Here is a 4,210-nt window from a genome sequence, read left to right on the forward strand (position 1 = left end):
GAGCATAAATCTATCAAGCTGCGCTTCTGGAAGCTGATATACACCCTCCTGCTCAACAGGGTTTTGCGTAGCCATAACAAAAAATGGAGGTTCTAACTTGAATGTAGTATCGCCCAATGTTACCTGCTTCTCCTGCATAACTTCAAGCAGAGCAGACTGAACTTTTGCGGGAGCACGGTTAATCTCATCCGCCAAAAGCAAGTTTGTAAATATTGGACCTTTTTTTATCTTAAAGCTGTTGTTTTGCGGGTCATATATCTCAGCGCCGAGTATGTCTGAGGGAAGAAGATCGGGGGTAAACTGTGCACGTTTGAAATTAAGCCCAAGAGTTTTTGCAAGCGCATTTACCGTTGTGGTTTTAGCAAGTCCGGGGACACCCTCTATAAGGATATGCCCTTCACATAAAAGAGCAATAAGAAGAGAATCAATCATCTTCTCCTGCCCCACAACTACCTTAGAAACCTCTTTTTTAATCAAATCTATCTTAGAAATCATAAGTTCTTCGCCTTATATTTAAATTGTGCAGATTATAGCAAAAAGGTATCAACAGTTGGTTAAATTACCATGAAACAGCTTTGTTGCTCCCTCTTTTTGCAACTATGCGCTCATCTTCCCAATACGCCAGACCAGTTTTTATCTCCGTCAAAGACATCTGAAAATAGTACTCAACTCTTTGGGTCTTAGAATCAACTTTGATACTTCTTTGAAGAATCTTGCCCGATAAGCTAAGATCCGGTGCTATCATGCTCCCTTTACCTGCAACGCTCTTTTGGTCAAACTCCGCGTTGCCTCTTAGCGTCTCTCTTGCATGCATAGACATCTCATCTTCCGCACCCTCAAGTCCAACCGCAGTAGTGACAACCACTTTGCCGCTTTGAAGCAGTCCGACACGAATCTTTTTAACCAACTGATCCGTATCTATATGCTGCATCGTATCGTTTATGATTCTTGAAACCACGAGAACATAACGCTCTCCATCCTTTTTATCCACTGCGCCCGAAGCAAGCAGAGACTCTATCATATCTTGTGCCGCGCTCTGAAAGTCTCTATAGTCAAGACCCATGACCGCTTCGCCCTTATCGTTGTCTATATCTATGTTTGTAGTTTTTGTCTCACAGCCGCTAAATAGAACTCCAAGAGCTGCTAATATCAGTGTCCATTGTATTGTTCGTCGCATATTACTTCCTTTTGTGATTTTATATATAAGCGAAATGTAGTCGCCTTGGTATTGGGCGATATCGCATTGATTTGAAACGGTTGGTTTGCATAGGCAGGAACCGTATTCCACTTTGAGAGGATACTCTCTATCTTAAAGCCCTCTTTGTCAAACCAGATGACCTGATACTCAAGAAGTTGATAACTATCAGACCTATTCTCTCCGATAACCTGTGCCTGCATAAAGCCGTCGGACTTTTTACGCCCCTTAATATCCGTTACCGCTATGTCACTGTTTCCGCAACTGCTTATAACTTTGACTATTTGGTCGCTCATCTGTGGCTCTTTGGCACAACCGCCAAAGAGTAAAACAAAAAAAGCGATATATCCGATTAATCTCATTTAAACTCCTTAAAACTCCATAACTGTTACACTCGGTTTTGAAGTAGCTGCAGGTATTTTAACATAAACAATAGCGTGTTTTGCACTCTTTGATAGCTCTACATCTATATTGTGCACTCCGGTTTTTAGCAAGAGTTTATTGTTAGAGGGTATTTTAACTCTTGTTACCTGAAAATCTTTTGGCAAAGTATTCCAACTTCTGGTATCTGCATGAGTTGTTAAGAGTTGAAACGCCGCCGCAGCCAACCCCATGTATGGGTTATCCCTCGTTGCTTCGTACTGTGCATAGGTTTTAAGCGCTGCGGATAATATTGCACGAGTTAAAATGTCGTTATATGAGTAGTTAAACTCCGTGAGCACTACACTCTCCATATCGCCAACCACTGAGGTTTTTGAGAGAGTTTTACCTTCTGAAAGAACAGTGATAGCCTCGCTCGCTCCCGAACCCCTCTTCATTCTAGGCAGTGCTATACCCGTGTAGATAACCTTGTTTGATGCCAAAAAGATAGGGACGTTTATTTTAAACTCACTCTTTGAGGCTCCCAAACCGTTTTCATAGATAACCCAGACATATCTCTCTTTTACTGCTCTGCCTTCAAGAGCATACTCTACCATCTCAAAATCAGACTCTACGGTTTTGTTATGCGGCATCATCCCGTAAACTTCTTTAAGCAGAGACGATGATTTTGCGTAATCGCCCTCTATTGCAAAAAAGAGACCTGCCAGATAGAGAGTAAAAGGGTTCACGAACTCTGGATATGCCGCATACTGCCCAAGAGAGGAGTAGTTTTGGGAGATGATGCTCTTGACCTGTTGATTGTTGAGCGTACTATCAATAGCTCTTGAGCCCTGCTCTCTCTTTTTTTGAGCTATCACCTCTTTTTGTTTTCCAATAAGCTCCGCATAGGTCTCTTTTGCACGGCGCACTCTATCGACTGCGCGGTTAAGCTCGACGCGCACTTTCTCAAACTCTCCAAGCGCCATGTAATCAAGAGCTTTATATGTGTTTACCATGATAGCTTCTGAGATGGATGCCTGATAATCCCTTGCCGCGTCGTTTAACATGACTCCCGTTAAATAGTCGCCAGCACTGCCCGCTATGCTCTTTTGATGATGAAACTTTATAATAGCCTCAGCCTCATCCAAAAGCTCTATACTGCTTCTGTACTCCTTGGCAAACAGATAACTGTTTGCGGCTTGGAGTGTTGGAAGAAGATTTGCATCATCCACTTCTGCCGTTTTACTCTTCTCTTTCATTGCTATTTGAGCAGAGGATTTATAATCACCTGCAACAAACTTTGCGTAACTTTGCGTAGAGTTGCCGATATCTACTCCTACAGAATTTGCCAAATTTGCTATACATCCGCTAAAAAAAAGAGGCACAAAGAGTAACATTGTAGTGCCAAAGAGTTTTACCATGCTGTTTTTATACCTCATCGCTGCCAACAATCCACACATACAGCTCACAGCTCTGCGGGTCTAGCCAGATATCTTTTACCTCTACAGGAAAAGACTTATCCTCGCTTCTAATAACTGCTGAGGAATCAAATACCTCTGTATTTATATCATCGCTTACTATTTTCAAAAGCTCGTGTCTGGACTTCATCCGCATCTTTTTCTCTTTTATCAGAGCTGATTTTGCAAGGGATAGCGCCACTTTTTTCTGCTCTTCAAGCGTTCTGCCCTCCTCTTTTTCGGCAATTCCAACAGAGCCTAATACTCCACTCTGATTTGGTCTAAAAAACCAGACGGGTTTGTTCTGAAAAAGAGTACTTTTTGTATTGATGGTCTCAAGCAGCTCTTTTTGGTAGCATCTGCTCTTTATCAGCTCCTCTTTTTCAAAAGGGCGTGTTCTCAAAACAGGCAGGGAAGTTCTCTTTTTTTGCACATCCAAACCCACTACTCTATCAATACTCTCTTGCGGGCTCTCTACCAAGATGTAGAGCCTCCTCTGCGAGTCAAAAAATGCATCGACCTGATGAGCATCGCTTAAAAAGAGTTCTGAGAGAGCGATTATTTTGTCTTTATACTTATTTGAAATTTCGTTATTGCCAACTTTTGAATGGCTTTGAAGAGATGATGTTATGTATGAGCGTATATTGTGCGCTAAAGAGCTCTTAGCCTCATTTAGGGCAGCCGCTCTTTGGGTATAAACTCCCTGAAAGTTTACCTCGCTTGAACCCACTGCCTGAGTCAAAGAGTGCTCATTTACCCATGTCGGGAGTTTTTCTTGCTCTTTTGGTTTTGGTTCCAGCGAACACCCGCTTAGTGCATAGAGTAAAAATAGCAAAAATGTTCTGTACAAAATGCTTCTCATCTACTCCTCTCTATAGAGCGTGCCTTTGGCGACTTCCCTATCATCTTCATCAAGGAGCATATATAGAGATTGTGTATCGTTTACCTTCTTGAGCTCGACAAAAAGCATATCTGCGCACCTGTCATCTCCATAGTTTAGCTTCTGCTGAAATCTTACTTTTGTCGGACTCTTTTTTTGGATAATGAGTTCTCCGCCGCAGTTTGAAGCAATATATCTTATGGTAGCTTCCCCTGAGTCCGTTATCTTTATGAGAACATCACTGCTGCTTCCGCCATCGTTCCTCATAATAAATCCGCTCCAAAGACCGTAAAAACCGCGTCTTATTTGGGATATCCT

At 42.2% G+C, this 4,210-nt stretch carries 6 protein-coding genes; all 6 read right to left on the minus strand.

The genetic code is table 11. The features are described 5' to 3' along the window. Positions 1 to 495, minus strand: a 495-nt coding sequence (locus RQ763_RS10095; RefSeq protein ID WP_314152795.1) for an AAA family ATPase, incomplete at its 3' end; no start/stop codon positions are given. Between the two features lie 64 nt (positions 496 to 559). Continuing rightward, positions 560 to 1,177 (minus strand): penicillin-binding protein activator LpoB, encoded by a 618-nt coding sequence (gene lpoB / locus RQ763_RS10100; protein ID WP_314152796.1) that lies wholly within the window; start codon positions 1,175 to 1,177, stop codon positions 560 to 562. Then, positions 1,150 to 1,557, minus strand: coding sequence for a YcfL family protein (locus tag RQ763_RS10105; protein WP_314152797.1), 408 nt, complete (start codon positions 1,555 to 1,557; stop codon positions 1,150 to 1,152). Before RQ763_RS10105 ends, lpoB begins: the two co-directional genes overlap by 28 nt. A 9-nt stretch (positions 1,558 to 1,566) precedes the next feature. After that, on the minus strand, positions 1,567 to 2,994 hold the full coding sequence (locus RQ763_RS10110) for a hypothetical protein (RefSeq protein WP_314152798.1): 1,428 nt from the start codon (positions 2,992 to 2,994) through the stop codon (positions 1,567 to 1,569). Then, positions 2,984 to 3,874, minus strand: a complete 891-nt coding sequence (locus RQ763_RS10115) for a hypothetical protein (RefSeq protein ID WP_314152799.1) — start codon at positions 3,872 to 3,874, stop codon at positions 2,984 to 2,986. Before RQ763_RS10115 ends, RQ763_RS10110 begins: the two co-directional genes overlap by 11 nt. Further along, positions 3,875 to 4,210: hypothetical protein (locus tag RQ763_RS10120; protein WP_314152801.1), on the minus strand; the 336-nt coding region annotated here is incomplete at its 5' end.

The sequence above is a fragment of the Sulfurimonas sp. genome (assembly GCF_032250635.1).
Taxonomy (GTDB): domain Bacteria; phylum Campylobacterota; class Campylobacteria; order Campylobacterales; family Sulfurimonadaceae; genus Sulfurimonas.

Bases quoted from the DNA above. Each gene is read 5' to 3' on its own strand.
- lpoB (WP_314152796.1), bottom strand. From the start codon at position 1,177: ATGCGACGAACAATACAATGGACACTGATATTAGCAGCTCTTGGAGTT.
- RQ763_RS10105 (WP_314152797.1), bottom strand. From the start codon at position 1,557: ATGAGATTAATCGGATATATCGCTTTTTTTGTTTTACTCTTTGGCGGT.
- RQ763_RS10110 (WP_314152798.1), bottom strand. From the start codon at position 2,994: ATGAGGTATAAAAACAGCATGGTAAAACTCTTTGGCACTACAATGTTA.
- RQ763_RS10115 (WP_314152799.1), bottom strand. From the start codon at position 3,874: ATGAGAAGCATTTTGTACAGAACATTTTTGCTATTTTTACTCTATGCA.